Raw genomic sequence first — 26965 nt, forward strand, 5'->3', positions numbered from 1 at the left:
TTCGATTCTCGTCACCCGCTCCAGAGAGAAGCCCCAGGTCAGCGGCCTGGGTTTGATCTGTTCCGGTCACTCGGCGCCCCGTCGCTCCCTGAACCGGGCGGCGGCCTCGGCGAGATCCACGATCGGAGCGGGGTAGTCCAGGCCCGCATGGGTGGCTGCGTCCAGGTGGGGGACGCGGTGGACCGCCGTGGCGTCGAGGTGGCGGAGCTCGGGGAGCCAGCGGCGTTCGTACTCCCCGCGGGGGTCGTACCGGCGTGCCTGGACGAGTGGGTTGAGGAGCCGGTTCGGGCGGGTGTCCGTGCCGGTCCCGGCGACCCATTGCCAGTTGAGCTGGTTGTTCGCCACATCTCCGTCGACAAGGAGGTCCAGGAAGTGGCGGGCTCCCACCCGCCAGTCCACGTACAGCGTCTTGGTGAGAAAGCTTGCCGCGAGCAGGCGGGCCCGGCCCGGCATCCAGCCCTCGTGGCGCAGCTGCCGCATGGCGGCGTCGACGACGGGGTAGCCCGTGCGGCCGTCCTGCCAGGCTTCGAACTCCTTCGTGGCACGGCGCCAGCGGTCGTGCCGGGGCCGGTAGTCGTGGTCGGCCGCGTCGGGGCGGGCCGCCAGGACCTGGTGGTGGAAGTCCCGCCAGGCGAGCTGGCGGACGAAGGCGTGCGCACCGGGATCGTCCTGGGCGCGGGCCCGGTGCAGCAGTTCGGTCGGTGAGAGGCAGCCGAAGTGCAGGTAGGGGGAGAGCCGGGAGGTCGCGTCGGCGGCCAGGTCGTCGTGCCGGTCCCCGTATACGGACAGCGGGCCCGCCAGCCATGACCGCAGCCTGCGACGGGCCTCGGATTCCCCGCCGGCGGGCAGGCCCGGCGACGTGGGGCCCGACGCGATGGACTCTGCGCGAGGAAGGCCGACCGAGCCGACGTCCGGTAGCCGTACGACGTCCGGTGCGGGCAGGACGCCGCGCACGGAGAAGCTCTCCCACCGCCGGAAGTACGGGGTGAAGACGGCGAAGTGGTCCTTGCCCGCCGGTGTCAGCGCTCCCGGCGGTACGACCGTCAACGAGGCGTCGTGGACGTGTAGTTCGCGTCGGCCGTCGGCCAGCTCCGCGCGCAGCCGCTCCTCGCGCCGTGCCGCGTAGCGGCTCACCCCGCCCGCGATGTGCACCACGGCTGCCCCGGTCTCCGCCGCCACCCGACAGGTCTCCTCGACCACGTCACCGACGCGCACCACCAGCCGGCCGCCCCGAGCCCGCAGGGCCGCGTCGAGGTCGGCCAGGCTGTCGGCGAGGAACGCCGCGCGGTTGGGTCCGGCGAAGCCGGTGCGGCGGATGCCGGTGTCGACGACGAAGAGCGGGACCACACGTTCGGCGTCCTTCAGAGCGGCCTGGAGGACCGGGTTGTCGTGCACCCGCAGGTCGGCGGTGAACAGGGCGACCGAGACGCGCACAGTCCCTCGAGCCCCCTCAGTGAGTACGGGCCGGTTCAGGGGCGGCCGATTCGGCCGCGGCGGCGATGTTGCGGGCCATGCCACCGAAGACCGCGGCGTGGAAGGGGGCCACGCCCCACCAGTACACGTGCCCGGCCAGGCCGTGCGGATGGAACAGGGCCCGCTGCCGGTACACCGTGCGCCCCTGTGGGTCTCGGTCGACGGCCATCTCCAGCCAGGCCAGGCCAGGCAGCCGCATCTCCGCGCGCAGCCGGAGCAGCCGGCCCGGCTCGATCTCCTCCACTCGCCAGAAGTCCAGGCTGTCGCCGACCCTCAGCCGGGTCGCGTCCCGGCGGCCCCGACGCAGGCCGACACCACCCACCAGGGTGTCCAGCCAGCCCCGCAGGGACCAGGCGAGCGGCGAGGAGTACCAGCCGTTCTCGCCGCCGATCGCCTCCACCACCCGCCACAGGGCCTGCGGCGACGCCGCGACCGTGCGCTCGCGGTGATCCGTGTAGAGGCTCCCGCCCGCCCAGTCGGGGTCGGTGGGCAGCGGATCGCTGGGGGCGCGGGGAATCGAGGCCGAGGACCACCTGGTGGCAACGTCCGCGTCCTGCACGCGCCTCAGAGCCAGCCGGATCGCCTGGTCGAGGTTAACCGGTGCCTCCGGCGGGTCCGGCACATAACGGACGATGTCCCGCTCGGCGCAGACCACCTCGTGCTTCAGGGACTCGACCAACGGGCGCGCGAGAGCGCCCGGCACCGGGGTGACCAGACCGACCCACAGGCTGGACAGCCGGGGGGTGAGCAGCGGAACCGGGAGGATGACGCGTTTCGGTAGCCCGGCGACGACGGCGTACTGCCGCATCATCTCCTCGTACGTGACGATGTCCGGTCCGCCGATGTCGAAGGCACGGTTCACGTCGTACGGAAGCCTCGCGCATCCCACGAGGAAGCGCAGCACGTCGCGGACGGCGATCGGCTGGATGCCGGTGCGCACCCAGCTCGGGGTCACCATCACGGGCAGCCGCTCGGTCAGATACCGCAGCATCTCGAACGAGGCCGAACCCGACCCGATGATCACGGCTGCCCGCAGTACGGCGGTGGGCACGCCCGAGGCCAGGAAGATGCGGCCCACTTCGGCGCGGGACCGCAGATGGGGCGAGAGTGCGTGCTCGGGTACTCCGGAAGGGCTCAGACCGCCGAGGTAAACGATCCGGCGGATTCCGGCGGCACGCGCCTGCTCACCGAAGATCCTGGCCGCGCGCCTGTCGGTCTCCTCGAAGCCCCGACCGGTGCCCAGTGCGTGCACCAGGTAGTACGCGACGTCCATGCCCTTCATGGCCGCGCGCACGGCCCACTCGTCCGTCACGTCCCCGCGCACGGCCTCCACCTGCCCAGACCACGGATGGTCCCGCAGCTTGCCGGGGGCGCGGGCCAGGCAGCGCACGTTGTGCCCGGCGGCCAGCAGCTCCGGCACCAGCCTGCCGCCGATGTAACCGGTGGCACCGGTGACCAGACAGCGCAGCGGCCGGTCGTCGTCGGTCATGCCGATCGCACGCATGCCTGTCGAGTGCGCCTTGTCCTGCGACGGCCGACGGACCGGGGGGCAGGAAACGTCATGGCTCTCATGTCCTCCCGGGACGTTCCCCCTCCGATGTGCTCTGTCGCTGTTCTCCTCAGCCCATGCTTGGGCCCGAGGACGAAGACCGCAACCTCGCCGGTCCCGGCCGGAGGGTGGTGACCACGGGGTCGGCACACGCCTGGGTGCCAACCGTATGGGTCGGTCTCACTTCGGACGGGGCCGAAAGGCGCGTGACAGACCCCCGGGACGGCGAGGACGGGTTGCGGCAGGGACGTGCCCGATCCGTGCCCGTAAGTGCGCAGGTCAGAGGTCTGGGGGTTCTTTGTTGTCTAGACCGGTGGGTGGTGACGCACCACAAGTGTGACGAAGGTCGTAGAGGTGGAAGCCGTCCGGGCGACCCGCAGCGGCGCGAGCCCGACGCCACTTCCGGCCGAACGAGGTGCGCCGGAAGGCCGCAGTGCACACAAGCCGGGGGCCCCGGAGTGATCCGGGGCCCCCTGGTGTTTCCGACGCGGGGAGCGGTCTACTTTCGCTCGTCGCGGTCGGCGGCGACGAAGAGCAGGCCCTTCGGGCTGGCGACGGCGTTGCCGAAGGCAGTGACCGTGCCGGTCTTCAGGCTGAGAGTGCCGAGACCGCCCTTCGCGGAGACGAACGCCTCGCCCTTGGTGAAGTGGCCGGTGACGGCAACGACCTGGCCCTTGGCGCTGTCCACCACGTAGAGGGTGCCCTCGGTGGAGGTCGCAAAGGCGGTGTCGTCGACCTGCTGGCTCAGCGGCAGAACGTCGGCGCGCTGCTTCTTCGTCCCCCAGTTCTTGACGAAGACCGCCTGCTGGTCGCCCTGACCGTCGAGCAGCAGGCTACCGCCGAGGCCAGGCACGCTGCGCGGGACGAAGGTGCTGGAGTCCGGGTCGGTGAGGTTGAGCGCGCCGGCTTTGCCGGTCACCAGGTTGGTGGCGGTGATGTTGTCGTCGAAGACCGGGGTGGTCTTGGCGGTGGTGCCGTGGAAGCTGACCTTGTAAAGCGCGGGGCGGCCGGCGGTGCTGCCCTTGGCGTCCGCGGTCGGGTTGGAGGCGACGATGTAGACGACGCCGTTCCGGACACTGACGTTGTCGGTGCCGCCGCCGTGCGGCAGCGAGCTGAAGTGGTAGTGCTTGACGGCGTGGTGCTTACTGTCCGGGTCGATGGTGTAAGCGCTGCTGTCGCCGTCCTCGTTGACCGTGGCGATGACCTGCCCGGTGCGCTTGTCGGCGCCGAGACCGTCGACCTTGCCGGCCACGTCCCAGTGCGCCACCTCCTTGCCGTGCTTGTCGAACTCCACCACGGTGCTGTTCTTGGTGCCGTTGGCAGCGGGCTCACCCTTGGAGCCAACACCGTTCTGGTAACCGACGAAGAGCTTGTCGCCGAGCCGGGCGATGTCGTCCGCTCCGGTCAGCTTCCCCCCGGCATGGGCGAACACGGTCGTGGAGAAGCCCGCGGGCACGGTCGCCGACGTCGTGGCGGCACCCGCCGACGCCGAGAAGCCGAGCCCGGTGACGGCCACAGCCGCGACGGCTGCCGCGCAGTTGCGGACGAACTTGGTGGACATCCTTGCCATGAGATTCCTTAAGCCGTGAGGGTGGGGGGCTCGTGTCCGACCCTTCGCGGAATGCATGGCGCACTTGTGGCCCTGAACAAGCCCACAGACAACACGCGGATTAACGTCTACACCTATGTAGACGCTGATGGCCCAGACCCGCTCCCCTCGGCATCGGACAGGCGCCCGGCGCAGTGCTGGGACCTCTGTCCCGTGCGGCTCCTGACCGGTCAGTGTGACGCGGCCCCGGCGTGTCCCGAGGACATGCCGGGGCCGCTCGGCGATGGTCGGCCGTCAGCCGAAGAGGTTGTACTGCTGCCAGCCGGTGCCGATCGTCACAGGGGTGCTGAAGATGTCGGACGTGGCCTTGCCCGTGCCCGGGTACAGGTAGAGCGTGCCGGCCGGGGTGCGTGCGACGAGGTCGGCCCTGCCGTCCCCGGTGATGTCGCCGACGGTGTCGAACGCGTTGAACTGGCCCCACGTACGGACGTGGATCCGGGTGCCGAACGCCCCCGAACCGGACTTGCCGGTGCCCGGGTAGACGTAGACGTAGGAGTTGCTGCTGCTGCGGGCGATCAGGTCCGCCTTGCCGTCGCCCGTGAAGTCGCCGTGGCCGAGAAGCCGGTTGTACTGGTTCCAGCCGCTGCTGACCGCGACCGGTGAGCCGAAGGTGCCGTTGCCCATGCCCGGGTAGATGTAGAGGGTCCCGCTCGCCGTCACCGACAGCAGGTCGGGCAGGGCGTCGCCGGTGACGTCGCCGGGCGCGACGATCTGCGTACGGGTGGACCAGTTGCCGAAGACCATGGTGGTGGCCCAGCTGTTGCTCGCCGGGATGTAGTGCCGCCAGTAGACGGCGCCGGTGGAGGCGCGGCGGATGATCTGGTCCTGGTAGCCGTCCCGGTTGAGGTCGGTCTGCAGGATGACGTTCTTGTCGCTGTAGGAACCCCAGGGGATCCGCGTGCCGAAGGACGTGCCCTTGGAGTCGTACTCGAAACCGGAGTTGTCGGACGCGCGGCGCACGAACAGGTCGGCGTTGGCATCGCCGCTCAGGTTGGTGTCGTCGAGACGCGGGTAGGCCGCGCCGACGTACGTGCTCACCTTCGTGAAGACGCTGTACGAGCCGGAGGCCACGCAGTTCTCGACGCCCCAGGAGACCACGCCGACGATCTTGCCGCCGACGATCAGCGGGCCGCCCGAGTCACCGTTGCAGGCGGCGACGGTGCCGCTGTCCGAGCCGGTGGCCGGGGTGCCGGCGCAGACCATGTGGCCCGCGACGAAGTTGGTGGTGTAGGTGCTGGAGCAGGTGGCGTCCGAGACCATGGGAAGGGTTGCGGTGCGCAGCGTCTGCGAGATGTCGCCGCTGGTGGAGCTGGTGCGGCCCCAGCCGTACAGGGTGGCCTTGGTACCCGCGGTGTAGGAGGAGGCGTCGTTCGACGTGGTGATGTTGATGGGCTTGGCGCTGACCGGGTTCGGCAGCGTCAGGACCGCGATGTCGTTGTCGACCGTCGTCGAGTTGAAGGACGGGTGGTTCCACTGCCGCCATACGCCGGAGACGGTGCCTCCGTGCAGGTCGACGGAGCCGTCGCTGTTGTCGGTCGGCAGTTGGCTGGTGCCGGTGACAATGGTGCCGTTCGCGTGCCAGTCGTAGCCCTTGACGCAGTGCGCGGCGGTGAGGATCTTCGTCGGGGACACGACCGAGCCGCCGCAGAAGAAGCCGACGTCGTCCGTGGTGTCGCTGGTGCCCTTGTCGTCGTAGTACCAGAGCTGGGCCATCCACGGCGCCGTGGCGATCGTGGTCTCCGTACCGCCGATGATCTTCGGGTCGACGGTGGACGGCGAGGTGGTCGAGGACCTGGCGGTGGGCGGCGCGGTGGTCGCGGACGGGGCGGTGGGCCGCGCGGTGGTCGCGGACGGCTTGGACCGCGTCCGCGAGGCGTGGTCGGTCCGCAGTGCGCCCTTCACGCGGGCCGTCAGTTGGGTCTGGGAGGGGACCGCGGCCCTCACCGGGGTGGGAGCAGCCGGGGGAAGCGTGGGCGGACGCGAAAGAGAGGGCGCCGGCGAGGGCGGCGGCGAGCGCCACCGCTGCGGGAACGACTCTCCGCGCCCGTCGCCTCCGTCTTGCGCCCTTGTTGGCCCTGTGGGCAGAGAACACTCAGGTCTCCCGTCGGTGAAAGGGGTCTTCTCGCACGCGGACAGGGAGAAAGCCGTCGACCGACGGCAGCTCGTGGATACCGCCAACTGGTTCGGGACCAACGCGTTCCCGAAATTCTGTTCCCCGCCCGGCGGCCGCCCGACCATATGGTCAATCAAGAATTGACGCGAGACCGTCCAGGAAACGAATGCGGAACAATCGCACAAGGCTTTGCAAAGTCACTGCAGTTGGCGAAGGTGCCGGAGACTACCCTGACCGTCGCTCAGCGAGACTCGCTGAGTTGTGCGCGCCAACGGCGCGGAGTGGGTTGGCAGTTCCGCCCGCACTTCGGGACCTCCGGCGTCAACGCGGCTCCGGACCCGGCCTCGCGGGCCTACGAACGTTGGGCATGGCGCTCGGTGAACGCAGGCGCCGCCGATGACGTGAGATCGCGGACCGACCGCGCGAACCACCACGCCGCCGGGCACTGTTCACCGCTTGTCCTCCGTGAGGGGACCTGGTGGTCGACCACGTCCGGGAGATTGACGCGCCTTTCCGATCACAGGAGGACACGATGAGACAGTGGCGTTATGCAGCATCCACCGCGGTTGCCCTGAGCGTGTTGTCCATCACCCTGTCCACCGGGTCGGCGCCGGCCGGCGCGGCCACCGCCGGTTCCCCCGACTCCCGGTTCACCTTCGCGGTGATCGGTGACGTTCCCTACGGGAACGCCGAGATCGCCCAGTTCCCCAAAGTCGTCCAGCAGATCAACGCCGATCCCGACGTGCAGTTCGTGGATCACCTCGGTGACATCAAGAACGGCTCGTCCGTGTGCAGTGACGCCTACTTCCAGATGATCAAGTCGGACTTCGACCAGTTCAAGGACCCGCTGGTCTACACCGTTGGCGACAATGAGTGGACCGACTGCCACCGGCCGAACAACGGCCCGTACAACCCGCTCGAACGCCTCGCCACGATCCGCAGAGTGTTCTTCCCGAGTCCCGGCCGGACACTCGGGCAGAACAGTGTCCGCGTCGCCTCGCAGGCAAACCAGGGATACCCCGAGGATGTCCGCTACACCCGGGCGGACGTGGCCTTCGCCGCGCTGCACATCGTCGGCAGCAACAACAGCATGGCGCCGTGGACCGGCAACACCCAGCCCACCCCGGAGCAGGCCGCCGAGGTCCTCGGCCGCACCGCCGCCGTGGTCCAGTCGATCCGCGAGACCTTCGACGGGGCCCGGCGCCACCACGACAAGGCCGTCGCCCTGCTCACCCAGGCCGACATGTTCGACCCGACGGTGACCGCCCCGTCGTACGCCGACTACTACGCCTGCCAGCCGATCGTCGACGCGATCGCCCAGGAATCCGCCCGATTCCGCGGCCCGGTGTACCTGTTCAACGGCGACAGCCACGTCTACAACGCCGACCAGCCGCTGGCCGCCGGCTCCAAGTGGCTGTCGTTCTACAAGCAGACGGCCGCTGTGCCCAACCTGCACCGCGTCACCGTCGACGGGTCCGGCAACGCCACCAACTACCTCAAGGTGACGGTCGACCCCGGCAGCCCGCAGGTCCTCAACTGGACCCGCGTGCCCTTCACCTCCTGACCACACCAGGGAGACGTCCGGCGGTCGGTGGGAAGCGTGCGGATCCGACCGACCGTCGGCCTCTTTGTCGGCGTGCGGTGCCCGAAGTGCAGGCACAGGCGTCCGACGGTCGGGACCGAGCGGCGGCGAAGCGGCGAGCCGGGCGGCCCGCTCCAGCATCGGCGGACGCGGACCGGGCAGACCGGTGCGCGGGGCAGCCACACGTCACCGTTCGCGTCCGGGGAGCTGGACAACAGCACCAGCGACCACACGAGTTCGGGCCGGTCGAGGGCGAGCAACTGGGCCACCATGCCGCCGAACGACGGGCCCACCACGTGCGCCCGGCCCAGCCCGAGCCCGGCGATCACCTCGGCGGCGTCCGATGCCGGCGCCGACAGGTCGTACTCGCCGTCGGACTTGCCCGATCTGCCGGTGTCCCGGTGGTCGTAGCGCGCCACGAAGTAGCCGTCCACGGCGAGCAGTCGGCACAGTTCGTCCGGCCACACGATGCCGGGCGCCGTACCGCCTATCCCCGGCAGCACCGCCGGATCACGGCGGCTGCCGAACGTCTCCGTCCACAGCCGCAGTCCGTCCCGCGTCGTGATTGGCCTCTCCACTGAGCTGTTCTTCCCCTTGGTAGTGTGCGCAGGACCGCCGATCACCCGTCCCTGGGGGACCACATGACCCGCGCCCGCACGGCACTTGTCCTGATTGATCTGCAGCGGTGGATCGTCGACATGCCGTGGCAGCCGGTCAGCGGTGACGCCGTGGTCGACGCGTGTGGAAGGCTGCGCGAGCACTTCACGAACGCCGACTCCTCGACCGTCGTCCTCGTCCGGTACGTACGGGCCGACGGCGCCGACGGCGGCATCGGTGCCGCCCCCAACCAGCTGGTCCCCGCCTGCGCACCGCGCACCGGCGACCACCTGGTGACCAAGAACGGCCTCGACGCCTTCGAGGGCACCGAACTGCACGACGTCCTGCGCCGCGAGGAGGTCGCCGAGGTGGTGGTCGCCGGACTGTCCACCGCACACGGTGTCGCGGCCACGGCCGCGACGGCGCTGCGCCTGGGCTACAACGTGGTGGTCGTCTCCGACGCCACCGCGAGCGTGGACGAGGCGCAGCACCGCGAGGCGCTCGACCGGCTCACCGCGCTCGGCGCGCGCACCGCCCTGGTGGCGGATCTCCTGGCCACACAGATCGCCGGGAACTGACCCGGCGACCGGCGGTCGGGCCGCTACTGGTGGCTGACCGCCGTGGGCTTGACCACGTACACGATCCGGTGCTCGGCGTCCGGCGGCGGGCCGTCCAGCTTCATGCCGTACCCGGACGCCTTCCTGCCGGGCGCGAACAACACCGCCCCGACCTACACCCTGAAGCTGTCCGACAGCACCGCGAAGCTGACCCGCATCTTCGGCGTCAACGACACGGCCACCGTGATCAACCCCGCCAAGGGCGCCCCGGCCAAGGCCAAGCTCGGCCTGACCGGCCCGGACTCAAACCGCTGGATCCCCGGCCGCGACGGCGGCACGCTGCCCCGCCGGGGCCGGGGCGGGCCAGGTGGGCGAAGGCGTGCCGGGGGGGGCGCCGTACCAACACGCGAAGCTCCTGGCAGGTGTGGGGGTCTTGATCGAGACCCGTGCCTGCCAGGAGCTCTGTCGTTCCGTACGGCCTGCATCCGCCTTGCCGGCCCCGATCACGCCGTGGGGCCGGGGGGACATCAGCGAGCGGCGGTCAGGCTGTCGGTCAGAAGGAGACGGCGACGCCGGCCTGGTGGTACTGGCTGACGGTGCCCAGAACCTCGTTCTTGACGCCGTCGGCCTGAGCCAGGACAGCGGAGTCGCTGATCGTCGTGGCGCCGACGAAGACGCTGGCGTGCGGGTTCAGGCCGCCGGAGACGTTGTCGAGCTCGGCGTCGGAGATCTCGGCGGTCTGAACCTGGGGAGCGGAGTTCACGATGAAACTTCCCTTCGCATGGATATTCCACAAGGGGGGAGCGGCGCACAGGATCCAATCACGGAGCGCGCCGGGCATCCAATCAATCGCCACACCGGTCGGGGCAGTTGAACGCAGGGGCTACGCATACGTGCGGACGTGACCACGAATTGGGGGCGGTTTCTCTACACGTTGTTCGCCACAGCGCGATGACCGGTATTTCCACGGCGCCCCCGAATGGGACACTCCACGCCAACGGAGCAGAGTCCGGCAGGCGTTCATGCAGATGCAGCGCACCCCGTGCGGCGGTTGCGCATTCGATGTGCAGATTCACTGAAGCCGGTTCACCGGCCCACTCGCGCGAACCGAATGCGGTCGACCGACAGCAGTCTGTGATCGGCGGAACCGCGGCGTGGAGCAGGACGTCACAATGGCGTTCGGTGGAGCGAGGGGGCCGTTGTGGCGGTGGAGCGCAGGGGACCCGGCCCGGGGGTCGGGTCGGCCCGGCCTTGGTTCGGGACCGTCCTGGTGGCCGTTTGCTGTCTGCTCACCGCCTGCGCGGGAAGCGGCAGCGACTCACCGGCGCGACCCTCCGCCGATCCGCGGCCCTCCACCGATCCGCGGCCCTCCACCGATCCGCGGCCCTCCGCCGATCCGCGGCCCTCCACCGATCCGCGGCCCTCCGCCGATCCGCGGCCCTCCGCCGATCCGCGGCCCTCGACGCCCTCGGGGAGTGGCCCCGCGACAGCCTCCGCGTCACCGGGCTGTGTCGCCGGCTCCGCCACCGTCACCCATGGCCCCGGGGACGTCCCCGTCCGATCCTTGTGTGTACGCCCCGGCGCGAGGGTGACCGTCGTCCTGGCGCCCCGTCCCGAGGGTTCCTGGCCGCAGCCGCACAGCAGCAGTCCGATGCTGGCGATGGTGACCTCGAACGCCACCGACGGGCAGGGCGTCACCCGCGTCACGGTGCGGGCCGCGCGGACCGGCTCGGTGACCGTCATCTGGGGCACCGGGGGCGAGCCCGTGTTCACTCTCCGGCTGAGTGTGGCGGCGTATCCGGTGCAGTGACGCGATCGAACGCGAGACGGCCGGTGCGCCCCCGGGAGCGGGGGCCGCACCGGCCGTCGTGGTGAGACGGGCGTCGACCGCGGTCAGTCGTTACGGCCCTTGAGGCGTCGTACGTCGAAGGACCACAGGCCGCGTCCGTGGGTGGCGGCGTACAACTTGCCGTCCGGGCCGAGGCGCAGTTGCATCACGGCCGTGCTGGGCAGGTTGTGTCCCAGCACCTGCCACCGGGTGGCGCCGGCGGGCCGGTAGAAGGTGGCCAGGTCGGTGCCGAGGGCGAGGCCGCCGCCCGGGATCAGCTTCACCGTGTTGGCGGGGACGTCGGGGAGGTTCGCCGAGATGTCCGTCCAGTCGGCGCCGCCGTTCTTCGACTCGAAGATGTGGCCGACGCCCGCGCCTGGGCCTTCGGTCCACTTGCGGGAGAAGCCGTTGACGGCGACGTACACGTGCTGGGCGTTGGCCGGGTCGACCTCGAAGCCGGAGATGTAGCGGTTCGGGATGGTGCCGTCGACCGGGAGGTCCAGCTGGTGCCAGCCGGTGCCGTCGGCGTTGCCGACCGCGATGCCCCGGGTGAAGCCCTGGTTGTTGCAGGGCCCGCACCAGCCGACGTACACCGTGCCGCCCGATGACGTCACGGCGGTGGCCACATGGCCGGCACCGAGGTCGTAGGCGTTCTTCCACTCCGCGCCGGAGCGGATCGCGAAGCCCTTGGTGTTGATCCACACGTGCCGGCCGCCGGCCACCCAGGTGTTGGTGTCCTTGGCGTCGGCGTTGATCGGCGCGATGAAGCGGGCGCCCGCGCCACCCAGATCCTTGTCCGGCGGGGCGACCTCGTACTCGGTGGCCTTGGACGGGTCGGTGCTCCACGAACCGTCGTTGACACCGCAGTTCTGGGTGACCCACATGTCGAGGTAGACGTACTCCTCGGCGATGTTGCAGCCGTTGGCAGGGTCGGCGATGGTGTCGCCGCCGTCACCGCCGAAGTTGGAACCCATGACCTTGTCCCGGCCGCGCAGGATCGACTGGCCGTTGTCCTGGAGGCCTCCGGTCACCGACACGCCGCCGTGGGAGAGGTCCTTGCCGACGCCCACGGAGTAGTACTGCAGGGTGTCGAGGGTGCCGTCGTTGAGGGACTGCCAGTCCTTGGCGTGGCCCCCGGAGTCGACCGCGCCGTTGAGCGGACGCCGGTAGATGCCGCCGTCGTTGCCGACGTAGGCCCAGGTCCTGCCCTTGTAGCTGCCGAACGCGACCGCGTGCTGGTCGGAGTGGGTGGTGGGTGAGCAGTCGCCGGTCTGCTTGGCCGGGTCGATGCTCCAGCAGGGGAAGGGGAAGTTCCAGTACGGCCCCGGCGTGGTCCAGCTCGCGCCGCCGTTCTTGGTCTCGAACACCTCTTCAAGACCGAGGTAGAGGTGGTCGGCGTTGGCCGGGTCGACCTGAAGGAACTGGTTGTACCAGGACTGGATGCCGGGCTGGTAGCCCGCGCCCTGAAGCGCCGATCCGGACGCCTTCAGCTTGGTGTAGTCCGCGATCAGCGTCCACGGCCCGAACGGCGAACCGTCCTTCGACACGTACACGCCCTTGAGCCCGCTGTCCGGGTTGGTGGCCATCTGCGCCGGCGACTGGTCGATGGCGTACAGGCGCGAGCCGTCGGCCGAGGCGGCGAAGGTCATATTGCCGACATCGTCACTGCTGGTGGGCAGGTCGCCGAGTCCGCCGACCGGCTTCCAGCTGCCGTCGGCCTGCTTCGCGTACAGCCCGTTGTAGGTGTCGCCGCCGCGCCAGCCGACCGCGAGCAGGACCTTGGAGGGGTCCTTCGGGTCGACGGCGATGTCGTTGGCGATGTTCTTGTACGGCGCGCTGGGGTCGGACGCCTTCGGACCGCCCGGCAGATAGTCGGGGTTGGGCGCGAACTCCTGCTTCCACGGCCCCGACAGGGTGGTCGTGGAGTGGGACCACACGCCGCTGCTGGTCGCCGCCCAGACCTTGGTGCCGGCGAACCGCAGCGCGTGGATGACGGTGCTCTCCAGTTCGGCACCGCCCACGCGGTCGCCGGGCTGGAACTGCCCGTGGCGGGGGTCCTTCAGCAGGTAGACGCCCGTGCCGACGAAGGACGTCGCCCCGGTGTTGGACTCGCCGGTGGCGTACCAGAGGCGCTCCTTGCCGTCCAGGGCGAGCGTGCCCGTCGACAGGGACGGCAGCTTGTCGGAGATCGGCTGCCAGTGTCCGCCACCGGTCTTCGACCGGAAGACGCCGCCGTTGGCACCGCCCGCGTACACATAGCCCTGGTCGTCGGCGGCGATCCCGGTGATACGGCCGGTCACGTCGCCCGCGCCGCCGCTGGAGTTGGAGTTCACATCGCGATAGCGGGGATCGTCCGAGTTGTACTTCTTGCCGGTGACGTGGTCCCAGTCGCCGCGCGTGTGCCGCAGCGACTGGAGTTGCTGCCAGGCCGCTCCGTAGGCGCCGGGTGCGACCACGCCGGGGGCGGTGCGCGCCTCGGTGAACTGGGCCGTGGCCTCGGCGGAGTTCTCGGCCTCGTCGGAGCCGCCGTCCCCGCCCCCGGATGTGGCGAGGGCGGACATCCCGTTGCCGGCGTGCACCGCCTTGATGTGATGGCGGCCTATGTCGGCCTGGTGGCGCGCGTTCCAGGGCCGGGGTCTGGTGTCGGCCTGTGCGGCGAACGACTGGGTACTGACCAGCCCGAACGCGACCGCTACGACGGTGCAGGTGATGAACCGTCGCTGATGCCGTTGGGGCATCATGAGCTCTCCTCCCTACGACCGGGTTTGGGGTGTCGTCCCCGGGCGCGGAGCAGATCTTGGCGTGCCCGTGACAGTGGCTGAATGAACTCACAGGAAAAATGGCGGGGAGTTTACCGAGGACCTGGCACTCGGTCCGCCGTCGTCCACGACCGGGGCGCGAGGAGCTCCTCAGGCGTGATCCGCGCAGCAGGGCGTGGGATTGGGCACTTCGAAGGGCGCGAGTGCGCCGCCGACGGCCGGGACCAGGGCGAGGGCCAGTCGTCCGTCCCGCCACTCGGGTCGTACGTGGTCGCGCGTGAGCACCCGTGTGGCGGGGCTGGGTCCATCGGCGTCCGCCGACGGTGCGCCGACCACGGTGACCAGGTCGATGGCGGTCAGGGCGAGCAGGTCGGCCACGGTGACGGTGCCGGTGAGGTGCTGGACTCCGGGGAAGACCACGGCTCGCCCGCTGCTGCGGCGGGCGTGCTCCACGGCTGCCAGTGCCGCCGCGCGGGCAGCCTCCTCCGGGCCGTACCCACGCTCCCCCAGTACCGCTCCCACCACCGGCCCTTCCCGCGTACCGGCGAGGCGCTCCCATGCCGCCTCGGCCGCTCCGGTGTCGGGCAGGGCGAGGGAGACGGCCGTGCCCCGGCGCTCACCGGTGCGGATCAGATGGGTGCAGGCGATGGTGCCCGGCAGGAGGCCGAGGTGATCCACCAGGTGGTGGATCAGGTGGTCGGCCTCACGCAGGCTGCCCGTCCCGGCGTCCACCCCGATGACGGAGTGGACGCCGGGCGCGAGGTGCGGTGCGGTCATGCGGGCAGGACCCACATCGGGTTGGAGTAAAACCACAGGTCCTTCCACGGGTCGGCGTCCCCGAGGACATCCATGGCCGGACCTGCCGGGTCGACGGCGGCGCCGTTCAGGCCGACGGCGGTGCGGTTTCCGTCGGTGCCGCGCAGCCGGACGTAGACCGGCCTGTCGACCTGGCCGAGCGAGTAGGTCAGGCGCACCGAGCCGGTGGACCGGTTCACCTCGAAGGACTTGACGACCTTGGTGTTGGGCGTGGTGAGGGCGTCCTTGTCGGAGACCGGGCCGGTGACGTCTCCCTGGATGACGTCCACGCGGGCCAGCGTGGGCACGAACTGCGCCCAGTTGGGGCCGTTGGCCAGGCTGATCTCGACGACCAGGTCGACCTGACTGCCGCGGCGTACGGTCAGCGCCCCGCCCAGCGTGACCGCGTCTCCCCGGGAGCGCAGCCGGGCGTCGAGGCCGCTGATGAGCCCTCCGTGGTCGACCCAGACACGGCCGGCGCGGATGCCGTCCATGACCGCCTTGTAGGAGAAGGAGGCGGCGCCGACGTGGGTGCGGGAGTACTGGCCCGGCCAGTAGTCGCCGTCGGACAGGTTCAGGCCGCCGCCGTAGACGGGGTCGTTGTAGCGGCCGTTCGTGGCGAAGTCGCTGTTCGGGCCGCGAACGGCGGTGTCGGCGTAGACGTTGTGGGAGTCGGAGTTCGCGGTGATCCACCAGGGCTTGCCCTCGGCCAGCAGGCTGTCCCACAGGCCGCCGACGGTGGCGGTCATCCAGTCGAAGCCGCCCCAGGTGCGGTAGCTCTCCAGCGGGTAGCCGGCGAAGGAGTCGGCGCTGGGGCTGTTGTCGTAGTAGCCGCGGCCGGAGCCCGGGCCCTGCGGGGCGCGGATGCCGGCGGCCTGGTGGCCGGGAGCGCCCTCCATACCGACCGCGATGGTGGGCTGGGCGTCGCGCCAGGCGCGGATCTCGTGCGGGGAGTCGATGCCCTTGCGGGCCGGGTGGTTGGCCAGGAACAGGATGTCCTTGACCTTGCGGCGCTGCACCTGTTCGGCGAGGAAGTTGATGCCCGCGATGGCCAGCGTCTCGTTCGCCGGGGTGCCGGCGGAGGCCTTCTTCACCGCGCCGTCGAAGGAGTTCTCGAACTCCTTCAGCACCGCGACCTCGTTCTTGCCGGGGTGCACGAAGACGGTGCCGTGCTCGGCGGCCGGGATGTTCCACTCCAGGCCCTGGAAGACCAGCGTGTCGTCGATCTGCTCGCGGGCGGCGACGATGTCCGGGTTGACCTTCTCCACACCGATCTTGGCGTGCGTCTCACTGCCGTGGTCGGTGATGACCATCCAGTCCAGGCCGTGCGCGTTGGCCTGGCGCACGTGGTCGATGACCCGGTACTTGGCGTCGGAGCTGTACTGCGTGTGGATGTGGTGGTCACCGGCCAGCCACAGATACCCGTCGGAATGCTCGTCCCGGGAGTCCCCGTGCGCGGGCTCCGCCGCGGTGGCCCGGGCCGTGCCGCCGAGGACGCTGCCCGCCGCGAGGCCCGCCCCGAGAAGGCCGGTGCGACGCAGCATGGAGCGCCGCGAGAGCTGGCTGGGAGTCAGTTCCTCGTCCGGGACCGACATGTCGAGGGCGGGTGGCAGGGAGGAGGCGTCGCCGCTCCCGTGGTGGTGGTGACCGTGGTCATGTCTGTGGCCGTGGCTCATACGCAACTCCCGCGTGCGACAGGGACGCTTGGGACGTGCAGAGTCTGAGAAGGCCGGGTGAACAACGGGAGTCAAGGTGATAGTGAGGTAAGGAAGGACAGAAGGCGGATGTGCAGCGGGAGCGGTTCGGGACCGCGGCTCGTGCTCGCCCGGGGTTCCTTCACCGCGTCGTGGTGCTGGGGCACTACCGCGTGCTCAGAGCTCCGAACAGAATGGGCGCCCGGCTCCCGGCTCGGACTCCCACTGTGTTCGGAGGGCCCTGGAAGGCCGGTACGGGTCGTACGGGCCCGTCGTGCAGGGCGGGACGTACGGTGGGGGCATGGCCCCTCCTCCGCTTCCGGGTCCGCTGGCTCACCTGGCCCCACTGCTCAGCCACTACGGCTACTGGGCCGTCGGCGTCCTGGTCTTCGTGGAGGACTTCGGGGTGCCCGCCCCGGGCGAGACGATCCTGATCGCCGCCGGTGTCTACGCCGGTGCGGGTCAGCTGAACATCGTGGCGGTGGCCGCCATCGCGTTCGCCGCGGCCGTGATCGGGGACAACGTCGGCTATCTGATCGGCCGGGTCGGCGGGCGTGCCTTCGTCCACCGGTGCGGCCGGTACGTCTTCCTGACTCCTCAACGCTTCCACTCGGCCGAGGAGTTCTTCACCCGCCACGGCGGCAAGATCGTCACCGTCGCCCGCTTCGTCGAGGGCCTGCGCCAGGCCAACGGCATCATCGCGGGCACCACCGGGATGCACTGGCGCCGCTTCCTCGCCTTCAACGCGCTCGGCGCGGCGCTGTGGGTCGGCCTGTGGGCGACCCTGGCCTACGTGGCCGGGTCCCACATCACCGTGATCTACGAGGAGATCCACCGCTACCAGCTCTACGCCCTGATCGCCCTGGGAGTGCTGGTCGCCGCATTCGTCGTCCGGCATCTGCTGCGTCGCAGGCGCGAGCGGTGACACCGCGTGCTTCGGCGCGCGGGGTCGTTCCCCACGGACCGGAGCCGACGCCCGCGTGTCCATTGGCGGCGCCCGGGGGCGCCGATATCGACACTCGCCCGTTCGGCCCGAGGGCGCGGCGGTGCCCGGTCGGGGACGGGGACGGACCAGGACCAGGGCGGGGAGGGACCAGGGTCAGGGGCGGGGACGGATCAGGATCAGGGTCGGGACGGACCAGGATCAGGGTCGGGGACGGACCAGGATCAGGATCGGGACGGACCAGGATCAGGGTCGGGGACGGACCAGGGTCAGCTTCGGGGACGAGTCAGGGCCGGTCCCGGTACCCCTCGGGTCGGGTCCCGAACAGGATGGGCCGGGTCGGTGAGTACCGCTCGCCCACCCGAATCCCGATCTCATGGAGCGTCATATGAAGCCTGTCACGCGCCGCGTCGTAGCCCTCGGTCTGATCGGCTCCGCCTTCCTCGGCCTCACCGCCGGCACCGGCGCGCAGGCATTCGCCTCCGGTGACGCACGTACCAGCGCCACAAGGTCCTTTCCCCCACTCGACCCGACGGCGCTCCAGGACTCCATCCGGACCCGGCCCACCGACGGCGCCTCCGGCGCGATCGCCCGGGTCGGCGAGCCGGGGCAGATCTGGCGGGGTTCCACCGTCGACGCCCAGAGCGGCCGGAAGATCCCGGAGAACGCGCACTTCCACATCGGCAGCATCTCCAAGGTCTTCGAGACCACCGTCATCCTGCAACTCGCCGCCGAGGGCCGGATCGACCTCGACCGGACCGTCCAGCACTACCTGCCCGGGGTGCTCCCGGACACCTTCCAGCCCATCACCGTCCGCGAACTGATCACCTACACGAGCGGCCTTCCGGACGTGGACGAGGGCAAGCCCGCCGAGAGCGTCGACGAGACGATCGCCCACCGCTACACGTACCGCACCTTCGACGAGATCATCCGGAGCACCCTGCGCCCCGCAGGCCGTCCGTGGCCCGGACCGCACTTCGCGCCGGGAACCAAGCAGGAGTACAACTCCCTGGGCTTCCGGATCGCGGGCGAACTCATCGAACGGATCACCGGCCACTCCTTCAAGCAGGAGGTCACGACGCGCATCCTGGAGCCGCTGCACCTCGAACAGACCTCGGTGCCCGAGGACGACCCCACGATGCCCAGGCCCTGTCTGCACGGCTACGTGACCGACAGCCGGGGCACGGCGGTGGACGTCAGCGAGCAGGGCGGCGATCCGTCCAACATGATCTCCACCCCGGCCGACCTCGACCGCTTCATCACCGCCCTGTTCCAGGGCCGCCTGCTGACCGCCGCCCAGCTGGACGAGATGTTCACCCTGCCCAAGGACGCCAAGGGCGAAATCGTCCCGTTCGTCGGCGGTACCGCCTGCGGCAACCTGGCCTGCTTCGGCGCCGGCCTCATGTCCACTCCGCTGCCGAACGGCACCGTGCTCTGGGGCAAGACCGGCCACGACGAGGGCTACGCCAACGGCATGTTCGCCACCCGCGACCTGTCCGTGCGCGGTGTCTACTCGGTCTCCAACCTGAGCCTCGACTTCGGCGCGCCGACCCCCCTGGCCAACCGCCTGCTGGCGGCGGTCCTGAGGCCCGTACACGACGGCGCCCGCTCCCCGGGCCGGTCCATGGCGCAGCGGACCGCCCACGGGACTGCCCTCGGGGACGCCCGCTCGTAAGCTCCAGTTCACTTCGCGCGGGCAGAATCCGCCGTGCACGGCCACCTTGCCAAGCGGCCCGGCATACGGCACGGGCGCAGGGGGGTGGCCGGATGGGCGCGGCTGGGGCGAACGCTATCCTTCAGGAGTTGCGCAACCTTTGAAGTCTGTTGGCCGCATCAGGCCGGTCTTCCCGGGGCGCTCGACGGTCGGCACGTCAGCCCCAGACTGAGAGGAAATCGCTTCTGATGTCCGCCTTGTCCTACAGCGAAGCCGTGGGGGTCGGTCTCCTGCAAGGCGTCACGGAACTGTTCCCGGTGTCCAGCCTGGGCCACAGCATTCTGCTGCCCGCCCTGCTCGGGGGCCACTGGGCACGGGATCTGAACGTCTCGGCCGACAAGTCGCCCTATCTGAGCGTCCTGGTCGGCCTGCACCTCGCCACGGCGGCGGCCCTGGTCGTCTACTTCCGACGCGACTGGGCCCGTGTGATCGGCGGCCTGGTCTCCTCCCTGCGCACCCGCCGCATAGAGACACCCGCGCAGAAGCTCGCCTGGCTGCTCATCGTGGGCACGATCCCGGTCGGCATCGTGGGACTGGCCCTGGAGCACTTCCTGCGCACGGTGATGGGCCGCCCCACACCCGTCGCGATCTTCCTCACCCTCAACGGCCTGGTGCTGTACATCACGGAACGGCTGCGCCAGGGCGGCGGCGGCCGACACCGGGCCCGGCACGGCGCCGGCCCCGGCGAGGAACAGCTCGACGAGGGCGAACTCTCCGACCACCGTCTCGCCCAGATGTCCTTCCGCCAGGCCGCACTGATAGGCGCGGCGCAGATCCTGGCGCTGTTCCCCGGCATCAGCCGCTCCGGCTCCACCATCAGCGCCGGCATCCTGCGCGGCCTGGGGCACGAGGACTCCGCCCGCTTCGCCTTCCTGCTCGCCACCCCGGTCATCGGCGCGGCCGCCCTGCTGAAGCTGCCCGAGCTGTTCGGCCCCGCCGGCAACGGCATCCACGGGCAGTTGCTGGTGGGCAGCATCGCCGCGTTCGCCGCCGGCTACGTCGCCGTGGCCTTCCTCACCAAGTACTTCGAGACCCGCTCCCTGACCCCCTTCGCCGTCTACTGCACCCTCGCCGGCCTGGGCAGCCTCGCCTACCTCAGCCTCGCCTGAGCAGCACGGGCATGGGGACGGGGACGGGGACGGGCCCAAAGACAACCCAGGCCCGGAGACACCTCACCTCCGCGACCGCCCGTTCCCGCAGGGCCCGTTCCTGCAGGGCCCGCTCCTCGCACGGCCCGCTCCCCGCACCGCCCGGCGGTTCTCAGCGCTTCGACCGGGCGGCGTCGACGATCAGATGGGCCAGGTCGGCGGGAAGGCTCAGGCGCCTTTCCAGCCCTACGGCGTCCATCCCGTGGTTGGCCAGGATCCAGGCGGTGTAGAGACGCTCGACGGGCGGCGCACCGGGCGCCCCGAGCCTGGCACGGACGGCCTCCTCGGGGAAGCCGTCCAGGGTGTGGGCGCTGAACCATGAAGTCTCGACCGGGGCGGCCGCCTGGCGCCGGGAGGTCCGCACCCTTCGGTGCCGGCCGCTCCGTACCACCATGACGAGGAAGAACACGACGCAGACGCCGGCCAGCGCGGCGGCGGCCACTCCCGCCCGCTCGGCGGCGGGGACCGGGGCCCACACCCTCCCCAGGACGGCCGACGGCACAGCGAGGACCCCGACGGCCGACGGTACGCCGGGCCCCACGACGGCCCGCGGCACACCGAGGACCACCGTGCCCTCCGTGCGGCGAGGGTGAGGCAGGATCCGCATCGGCGCCCTCCCTTCGCACCACCATCCTGTAGCCGTCCACCGCCTCGGGCGCAAGGGCCCCGCAACCCATACGGGACCCATACGCTCTCGTCGCCTTCGGCGTGGGCGAAGCCCGGACCGTCGATGCCGGGGCCGGGCGCGCGCCGGCGTCACACGTACGAGGGCGGTCCGGCGGGTGCGGCCGGGCGGTCGGCGACCCGCGCGGCGTTTCCCGCGACCACATCCACGAGTGACTTCCGCACCGTCGGATGGGTATGCGCGTCGAGCGTCATCCGGGCCTCAGGGACGGTCTGCCCCGGCTGCGGGGGCGGGCCCTCGGCCTCTCCGTTGCGGCGCTTGTTGCGGGGCGTGCGCTGGGGCCACCACAGCACGTAGAGGGCGGAGCCGACGGCGAACGCGAGCCGGATCAACCCTCGGGTGGAGTCGGAGGGGACCAGCAGCGCGCTGCCGTACAGCGAGATCAGCGCGATCCAGCTCACCCAGGGCACCAGCCGCCGCTGCCCGATCGAGTCCCAGATCAGCGTGCCGAGCAGTACCGAGGCGTTGTAGTACGTGTACACGCTCGGGTCCAGCAGGATCCGCGCGTCGGCGGCGAGCAGCACCACCGCGGCCCAGCGGTGTCTGCGCACCGCCAGCGCGCCGAGGCCCATACCGAGGGCCATCTGTGCGGGCCGGTCCCACCAGGGGGTGGACGGGTCGTTCACGCCGAACCAGCGCAGGGACGACGCCGCCTGGTTGGGGATGGTGAAGCGCGCCGCGGCGAAGGTTTCCATGTGCGTGAGGTAGAACGGCAGCCAGGCGGCGGCGACCAGCCCGACGACCCAGACGGCGGAGCGCAGGCGCGCGGGCCGGGGCAGCACCAGCAGCAGCGGCAGGAAGCCCACCGCCCAGGGCTTGGAGTCCACGGCCAGCGCCAGGAACACACCGACGCCGACGGCGTTGCCGCGCACCAGCGCGCGTACGGCGAGGGTGGTGAAGAACAGCGCCAGTACGTCGTCGAGATGTGCGAAGCGCACCGAGACCTCCACCCACATGGGGATGAAGGCGGCGCCGGCTATCAGTACACGCTGCTGGAGGCGCTTGTGGTTCAGCCCGGTGCCCAGGTTGTGGTCGGCGGCCGCGCGGCCGACCAGGACCAGCATGTACATGCCCAAACCCGACATGAACGCCTCGGCGAGCTTCTCGCCCACGAGGGTGGGGAACGGTGAGAAGAGCCCGGCGACCAGGAAGCTGACCGGGCCTATCTGCAGCTCGGGGTGGTTGGCGTACAGCGCGAGGCCGCCGCCGGGCACCTGGCTGAAGAGCAGTTCCTCACCGGTTCTCAGATAGTGCCAGGACACGGCTCCGTGGCGTTCGGCCACGAAGAACCAGAGAGCCGTCCACAAGGTCAGCAGTGCGTGGTGCCATCGCACTGGATAGCGCCCGATCCGGCCGATCCGCGTCCCGTCCCTGGGCGCGACTCCCGCCGTCTCCGCGTTCCGCACGTTCCGTCCTTCCCATCTGCCCGCCTCCGGCGTTGGGACGGCCGAGGACGCGGCCACCGCGCGTCGTCATCGACTCGGCGGGGAGTGGATCCGGCCGCGTCCGCAGCCGATCCACCCCACGTGTCACAGTGGTGCCACCACGCGGCGCATCCCCGCGGAGGGGACGCCCCTTGGGGTCATCCGCTGGACCGGGGGCCCGCGCCCGCCCGGGGCATCTCTCGACGTCGCCGGGTCGTGGCCGGTGTCCCGCAGGCGCCTCGGCGAACGAGGTACCTGTCGCGAATCGCCGGAAGCATAGCGAGACACTTGCCGGATTGCGCAACTATAGAGTGAACTCTTGGCGCCGAGCGAACCGCGTCGAGCCTGGTCTTCGCGTTCGTCGACGATAGATACGCATCCCGTCGGGATCCTGCTCAACGCAGCCTACGCGGGCCCGGATCGCGGCTACGTGCTCCCCCTCCCCAAGAGGCGCCGGCGCGACGGCCGTGTCCCCGGGCGCGCCACGGCGACCGGACGGTCCGGGCGGTCCGGACGGTCCGGGCGGTCCGGGCGGTCCAGGCGGTCCGTACGAGGTCTCCCCACCATCCACTCCACACACGGCGGGACACCTGGGCCCCAGGGCCTTCATACTCACGGGGGATCGCCGTTCCCGCGAGCGGCATGGACCGTAGGAAGCGGGGGCCGGAGGAAAACCGAGGAGGAGCAGGCATGCGACGCCGAGAGGGCATCGCCGACCGCAGGCACGCGCTGCGTGACTGGGCCATTCCGCTCTGCGTCATCGCCGTCAGCACCATCCTGGTGACGGCGATCGCGACCGAGAGCGGGAGCGGGGTGGAGGACAGCGGACGTGCGGCCTTCGTCCGCTCCTCCCCACATGCGCCCGTGAATCCGAATACGCCCGTGAATCCGAGTCCGGCCGGCCGCGCCGCACATCCGGTGCGCATCGCGTCGCTGAAGGGGCAGTGATCCGAGCCGACGGCTCCTGACGTGGCGGCTGTGCTGCCGTCCCCTTCGCGCTCAGCGCCGCTGTCGCCGGATGCGGTCGGCGACGTCGCTCTGCTCGGTCTCCCACCAGGGCCGTACGAGGTCGGGAGCCTCCAACGGGCCCGGGCCCGGGCTCTGCGGCCGTGGGGCGGCGGGGACGAGCTCAGTCTCCAGGCGGCGGTCGAGGGCCGCGGACTGAAGGCGCTCGTGGCGCGCCCACTGCACCAGGATCGCCAGCAGGAAGGGCAGCGCGACCAGCTCGGCGATGCCGAGCATCGCGCCGCCGCCCAGCTGCTGGTCCTGGTGGACGTCCGGCGCCCAGGACGGCGCGTGGTGCAGATACCAGGCCCCCGCGATCAGCGTGCCGTGGGTCATCACCACGACGCCCGGCACCGCGTCCACGATCCCGTCGAGGAAGACCAGCGCCGCCCGCACGGGGTGAGTGCACCAGGCGGGCAACGCCTGCTCATGGGTGAGCACCGGCACCACGAACAGGCTTCCGGCCGCCAGGAGGTGGAGATACATCAGCTCGTGCAGCCAGCCCACGCGCAGGGCGGTGGCGAAGTATGGCGTGAAGTAGACCGTGAGCTCGGTGGCGAGCACCAGCGCCGTGCTGACCAGGGGGAAGGTGAGCACACGCACCAGTCGCCCGGTCATCGTCCGCCGAAGCCGGCCCGAGGCGCGTTCCGGGAGCGCCCGGACGGCCAGGCGCAGCGGGTCGCCGAGGGCAAGACCGAGAGGCGCGACGAGGTCGAGCAGGATGTTCTGGACCGCGGCCGGCCAGAACAGCACATGGTCGTACACGGCGAGCCCGGACATCGTGGCCACCACCAGCGCCCCGAGCCCGAGCAGGGTGAAGGCCGCGGTGCGGGCCGGTGACCAGGGCTCGCCCCGGCGGCGCAGTCGCAGGACTCCCCAGCCGTAGAGCGAGCCGAGGACGAGGACCAGGAGCAGCGCGGGCACATCCAGCTGCCAGGAGGACAGCAGACGGCCCGTGGTCAGCTCCGGCAGGCTCGCCGCCGCGAGATCGCTCCACGGGTAACCAACCACGCGAATCACCCTCCTCCGGTCCAAGGGGACGAGCCGGATGCAGCCCGACAACGGGACGTTAGCCCCAAGGGAGACCGGGTGTGAAACCGGGGTGTGAGACCCGGGTGTGAAACCGGGGTGTGAGACCGGGGCCTGCGGCGCGGGGCCGCGCCGGGCGAAGGCTTCGCGTGGGCAGGACCGCTCGGAGTGCCCTGGGCTGGGCAGGCCACCCGGCCAGGGGCAGCATGGAGATACCGGAAGCCAGGACGCGGCGTCGAGCGATGCCGGTGCAGGACGGCAGGTCGCGTCGGCAGGCGGAGGGAGAATCTGGGATGACAGCCGAATCCTTCCAGGCCGACGGCGACCAGCCCCTGCGCGGGCAGCCCCGGCCGACGGGCTTGCTGGACGTGCTCAGCATCGCCGCGGTGGTGCTGGACACCCGAGGGCGCATCGTGTTCTGGAGCCCGCAGGCCGAGGAGCTCTTCGGATACAACGCGAAGGAGGCCCTCGGCAAGTACGCCGCGCGGCTGCTCGTCCGCCCGGAACACCTTCAGGCGGTCCTGAGTCTGTTCGCCGAGGTGTTGGAGACCGGCCGGAGCTGGGCCGGTGCCTTCCCCATCCGGCACAAGGACGGCACCACCCGCCTGATGGAGTTCCGCAACATGCGGCTGCTGAACGACCTCGGGGACGTCTACGCCCTGGGCATCGCCGCCGACCACACCACCCTGCAACGCGTCGAGACGGACCTGGCCCTGTGCGAACGGCTGGTCAACCAGTCCCCGATCGGTCTGGCCCTCATGGACCCCGACCTGCGCTGTCTCCTGGTCAACCCGGCACTGGAGCGCATCGACGGCATACCCGCCCAGGAGCACCTCGGCCGCCATCTGAGGGACACCCTGACCTTCCCCGACATCGACACCATCGAGTCCGCGCTGCACCAGGTGCTGACGACCGGCACCCCGCTGCTCGACCAGTACGCCGTCGGCCGCACCCCCGCCGACCCCGACAACGACCACGCCTGGTCCCTCTCCTTCTACCGCCTGGAGGACCCCGGTGGGCGGGTCCTCGGCGCGGCCCTCTCGGTCGTCGACGTCACCGAGCGGCACCGCGCGGCCACCGAGGCCGACCGGGCCCGCCGCCGCCTGGCCCTGATCGCCGACGCCTCCGCCCGCGTCGGAACCACCCTGGAGGTGGAGCGGACCGCCCGCGAACTGGCCGAGATCGCTACCCCGGAGCTCGCCGACGTCGTCGCGGTGGACGTCCTGGACTCCGCCCTCGCCTGCCGTCGCACCAGCGCGCCGGACAGTGGCCCGGAACTCTTCCGCGCCCTGGCCCTCACCGCGTCCCATCCCACCGTCGCCCTGCGCGCCGCCGACCCTCCCGGTGACCTCGCGGCCTACGACGGCGACCGCCTGGTCACCCTGTGCGTCCACACCGGCCGGCCGGTCCTGGTGCGTCATGTGGGCGACGAGGATCTACGGCACATCGCCCGTGACCCCGAGGCCACCTCCCTGCTGGCCCGCGCCGGCGTCCACTCGTATCTCGCGGTGCCGCTGATCGCCCACGGGGAGGTGCTCGGCGCCCTCGACCTCAAGCGCACCCTCAACCCCGCACCGTTCGACGAGGACGACGTCGTCCTGGCGAGCGAACTGGCCGGCCGCGCCGCCGTGGCCATCGACAACGCCCGCTGGTACCAGAGCGTGCGCAACACCGCGCTCACCCTCCAGCGCAGCCTGCTGCCCGACCATCCCCCGCACCAGACCGGCCTGGAACTCGCCTCCCGCTACCAGCCCGCCCAGGCCACCAGCGAGGTCGGCGGCGACTGGTACGACGTCATCCCCCTGAGCGACGACAAGACGGCGCTGGTCGTCGGCGACGTCATGGGCAACGGCATCGACGCCGCCGCCACCATGGGCCGGCTGCGCACCGCCACCTGTGCCTACGCGGACCTCGACCTCCGCCCCGAGACGGTGCTCCAGCACCTCGACAAGATCACCTGCGATCTGGAGCACTACATCGTCACCTGCATCTACGCCGTGTACGACCCCCACACCAGGCAGTGCCACATCGCCAACGCCGGACACATGCCACCCGCGCTGGCCCGCCCCGGCCACGACCCCGTCCTGCTGGACCTGCCCACCGGAGCCCCGCTCGGCGTCGGCGGCGTCCCCTTCGAGACCACCACGGCCGACCTCAACCCCGGCGACACGCTGGTCCTCTACACGGACGGACTCGTCGAGACGCGCCACCACCCCATCGACAACCGTCTGGACGCCCTACTCGGCCTCCTCGACGAACCCCATCGCCCCCTGGAGGAGACCTGCGACCTGCTGCTGTACGGGCTGCGCCACCCCGACGACCACGACGACGTCGCCCTCCTCGTCGCCCGCGCCCAGTAGGCCACGCGCACGAGGCCCTCGGAGAATCCACGCAGGAGCATCACACAGACTGCACACAGTCTTTAGTAAGGCTCGTTAGCGTTGCAGGCCGTTCGATTTTC

The 26965-nt window shown here is 70.8% G+C and carries 20 protein-coding genes; 8 read left to right on the plus strand and 12 right to left on the minus strand.

The window, feature by feature from the left end; translation table 11 throughout:
• Positions 1-66 precede the first annotated feature (66 nt).
• The 4 genes from ASC56_RS16540 to ASC56_RS16555 all read right to left on the minus strand — a co-directional run bounded on the left by ASC56_RS16540 (position 67) and on the right by ASC56_RS16555 (position 6575).
• Positions 67-1434, minus strand: coding sequence for a deoxyribodipyrimidine photo-lyase (locus ASC56_RS16540; protein WP_055492175.1), 1368 nt, complete (start codon positions 1432-1434; stop codon positions 67-69).
• A 16-nt stretch (positions 1435-1450) separates the two neighbouring features.
• Complete coding sequence (locus tag ASC56_RS16545) at positions 1451-2977, minus strand: SDR family oxidoreductase (protein ID WP_234376974.1); 1527 nt, start codon at positions 2975-2977, stop codon at positions 1451-1453.
• 544 nt (positions 2978-3521) lie between these two features.
• On the minus strand, positions 3522-4592 hold the full coding sequence (locus ASC56_RS16550) for a hypothetical protein (RefSeq protein WP_159039668.1): 1071 nt from the start codon (positions 4590-4592) through the stop codon (positions 3522-3524).
• Positions 4593-4865: 273 nt separating this feature from the next.
• Complete coding sequence (locus tag ASC56_RS16555; protein WP_371330069.1) at positions 4866-6575, minus strand: trypsin-like serine protease; 1710 nt, start codon at positions 6573-6575, stop codon at positions 4866-4868.
• 701 nt (positions 6576-7276) lie between these two features.
• Between ASC56_RS16555 and ASC56_RS16560 the strand changes: the two genes are divergently transcribed.
• Positions 7277-8308, plus strand: a complete 1032-nt coding sequence (locus tag ASC56_RS16560) for a metallophosphoesterase (RefSeq protein ID WP_055492177.1) — start codon at positions 7277-7279, stop codon at positions 8306-8308.
• On the opposite strand, the gene ASC56_RS16565 is transcribed toward ASC56_RS16560, so the two are convergent.
• Positions 8236-8904 carry an alpha/beta fold hydrolase gene (locus ASC56_RS16565; RefSeq protein ID WP_055492178.1) on the minus strand — a complete coding sequence of 223 codons (669 nt, stop codon included), beginning with the start codon at positions 8902-8904 and terminating at the stop codon, positions 8236-8238. The genes ASC56_RS16560 and ASC56_RS16565 overlap by 73 nt on opposite strands.
• A gap of 63 nt (positions 8905-8967) precedes the next feature.
• Here ASC56_RS16565 and ASC56_RS16570 point away from each other — a divergent pair, with 63 nt between their 5' ends.
• Positions 8968-9501 carry a cysteine hydrolase family protein gene (locus ASC56_RS16570; protein WP_055492179.1) on the plus strand — a complete coding sequence of 178 codons (534 nt, stop codon included), beginning with the start codon at positions 8968-8970 and terminating at the stop codon, positions 9499-9501.
• A 532-nt stretch (positions 9502-10033) separates the two neighbouring features.
• On the opposite strand, the gene ASC56_RS16575 is transcribed toward ASC56_RS16570, so the two are convergent.
• Complete coding sequence (locus tag ASC56_RS16575; RefSeq protein ID WP_055492180.1) at positions 10034-10243, minus strand: hypothetical protein; 210 nt, start codon at positions 10241-10243, stop codon at positions 10034-10036.
• Positions 10244-11140: 897 nt separating this feature from the next.
• Between ASC56_RS16575 and ASC56_RS16580 the strand changes: the two genes are divergently transcribed.
• Positions 11141-11290, plus strand: a complete 150-nt coding sequence (locus ASC56_RS16580) for a hypothetical protein (RefSeq protein ID WP_159039669.1) — start codon at positions 11141-11143, stop codon at positions 11288-11290.
• An 83-nt stretch (positions 11291-11373) separates the two neighbouring features.
• Here ASC56_RS16580 and ASC56_RS16585 read toward each other — a convergent pair whose 3' ends face one another.
• From ASC56_RS16585 to ASC56_RS16595, 3 genes are all read right to left on the minus strand, one after another.
• Positions 11374-14049: a hypothetical protein gene (locus tag ASC56_RS16585; protein WP_055492182.1), complete on the minus strand. Its 2676-nt coding sequence runs from the start codon at positions 14047-14049 to the stop codon at positions 11374-11376.
• Positions 14050-14217: 168 nt separating this feature from the next.
• The gene (locus ASC56_RS16590; RefSeq protein ID WP_055492262.1) at positions 14218-14844 is read right to left on the minus strand and encodes a hypothetical protein; all 627 of its coding nucleotides are present in this window, start codon (positions 14842-14844) and stop codon (positions 14218-14220) included.
• Entirely contained in the window at positions 14841-16538 is a 1698-nt protein-coding gene (locus tag ASC56_RS16595) for a PHP domain-containing protein (RefSeq protein ID WP_055492183.1), read from the minus strand. The genes ASC56_RS16590 and ASC56_RS16595 overlap by 4 nt, the downstream gene beginning before the upstream one ends.
• 319 nt (positions 16539-16857) lie before the next feature.
• On the opposite strand from ASC56_RS16595, the gene ASC56_RS16600 reads away from it, so the two are divergent.
• The 3 genes from ASC56_RS16600 to ASC56_RS16610 all read left to right on the plus strand — a co-directional run bounded on the left by ASC56_RS16600 (position 16858) and on the right by ASC56_RS16610 (position 20322).
• Complete coding sequence (locus ASC56_RS16600) at positions 16858-17481, plus strand: DedA family protein (RefSeq protein ID WP_055492184.1); 624 nt, start codon at positions 16858-16860, stop codon at positions 17479-17481.
• 406 nt (positions 17482-17887) lie between these two features.
• Positions 17888-19174 (plus strand): serine hydrolase, encoded by a 1287-nt coding sequence (locus tag ASC56_RS16605; protein WP_063784973.1) that lies wholly within the window; start codon positions 17888-17890, stop codon positions 19172-19174.
• A gap of 227 nt (positions 19175-19401) precedes the next feature.
• Positions 19402-20322: an undecaprenyl-diphosphate phosphatase gene (locus tag ASC56_RS16610; RefSeq protein ID WP_055492185.1), complete on the plus strand. Its 921-nt coding sequence runs from the start codon at positions 19402-19404 to the stop codon at positions 20320-20322.
• 151 nt (positions 20323-20473) lie between these two features.
• Here ASC56_RS16610 and ASC56_RS16615 read toward each other — a convergent pair whose 3' ends face one another.
• Both ASC56_RS16615 and ASC56_RS16620 read right to left on the minus strand, forming a co-directional pair.
• Positions 20474-20968 (minus strand): hypothetical protein, encoded by a 495-nt coding sequence (locus ASC56_RS16615; RefSeq protein ID WP_055492186.1) that lies wholly within the window; start codon positions 20966-20968, stop codon positions 20474-20476.
• A 149-nt stretch (positions 20969-21117) separates the two neighbouring features.
• Entirely contained in the window at positions 21118-22452 is a 1335-nt protein-coding gene (locus tag ASC56_RS16620; RefSeq protein ID WP_234376975.1) for a hypothetical protein, read from the minus strand.
• Positions 22453-23160: 708 nt separating this feature from the next.
• Between ASC56_RS16620 and ASC56_RS16625 the strand changes: the two genes are divergently transcribed.
• The gene (locus tag ASC56_RS16625) at positions 23161-23418 is read left to right on the plus strand and encodes a hypothetical protein (protein WP_055492187.1); all 258 of its coding nucleotides are present in this window, start codon (positions 23161-23163) and stop codon (positions 23416-23418) included.
• A 51-nt stretch (positions 23419-23469) separates the two neighbouring features.
• On the opposite strand, the gene ASC56_RS16630 is transcribed toward ASC56_RS16625, so the two are convergent.
• The gene (locus ASC56_RS16630; protein ID WP_055492188.1) at positions 23470-24486 is read right to left on the minus strand and encodes a cytochrome c oxidase assembly protein; all 1017 of its coding nucleotides are present in this window, start codon (positions 24484-24486) and stop codon (positions 23470-23472) included.
• Between the two features lie 311 nt (positions 24487-24797).
• Here ASC56_RS16630 and ASC56_RS16635 point away from each other — a divergent pair, with 311 nt between their 5' ends.
• A complete protein-coding gene (locus tag ASC56_RS16635) occupies positions 24798-26864 on the plus strand; it encodes a SpoIIE family protein phosphatase (RefSeq protein WP_055492189.1) in 2067 nt (688 codons plus the stop codon).
• Positions 26865-26965: the final 101 nt, after the last annotated feature.

Origin of the sequence: Streptomyces sp. TP-A0356 (genome assembly GCF_001417775.1) — a bacterium.
In the GTDB taxonomy this organism is placed as follows: domain Bacteria; phylum Actinomycetota; class Actinomycetes; order Streptomycetales; family Streptomycetaceae; genus Streptomyces.